Genomic DNA, 840 nt, shown 5'->3' on the forward strand with positions numbered 1-840 from the left:
TTCTCTCCGTTATATTTACTGTTCACATCTATTGGGTAGGTAATTCTAAGCTTTGTAATATCTCCACTGGTTTGAATACTCAAATCGTCTTTTGTTAGGCTTGTTGAACCACCATACACCCCGCTTAATCCAGTGATTTCTAATTCTTCGAATCGGTTTCCATATATGGTAAAATAAGAACCTGCATTGGTTCCTTCATAGGAAGGACGTTTTATAATTACCGGTCCAACCCCTGCGTCTACTACGTAAAATTCGCCTATGGTTTTTTGCATTGTAACTAGGTTGGTAAAGTTGCTCCCCGGAACCTTAGGTTGGTTATTTAAGTTATTTGTAATAACTACCTTATAAGTGTGTCCCGGCTCTAAATTTTTTGGCACATTTACTCTGATTCTTCCATCAGGATCAGTTGTTACTACTGGATAGAAATGATCCTCCCCCATATTTTCAAACATAAATGGATCTGTTTCCTGTTTTAAAAAGAATACTGAATAATTTGTTTTATCTTTCTTTATTGTAATATTAACGGTACTGCCAGTTTGTCCTCTATTTGGATAAATGGTTACATCGCCATCGTTCATCTTGATGCTTTCATAGATTCGAAAGCTGTTGTTCTGATTATAGGTCGTTGTTATAGAAATTCCTTTGTCTACTTTCTCGTTTTTAATAATAATATCTTTTACACCATGTCCTAAAATTCTCAAGCTGTCTGCATTCAATGTTATTGGGCTGCTACCTACATTCACTCCAATGGTTTTAAGGTTTATTCCTCCAATTGTAATGGTAGTTGTTCCATCTGTAGGGGTTTCAAACTCTTTAAATTGTTGCCCGATTAGCTCGATG

At 36.0% G+C, this 840-nt stretch carries 1 protein-coding gene; it reads right to left on the bottom strand.

The window, feature by feature from the left end:
• Nucleotides 1–840: hypothetical protein (locus tag RCF13_RS06690; RefSeq protein ID WP_308140980.1), on the bottom strand; the 840-nt coding region annotated here is incomplete at both ends.

The organism is Stenotrophomonas maltophilia group sp. RNC7, from assembly GCF_030910085.1.
Classification (GTDB): Bacteria; Pseudomonadota; Gammaproteobacteria; order Xanthomonadales; family Xanthomonadaceae; genus Stenotrophomonas; species Stenotrophomonas sepilia.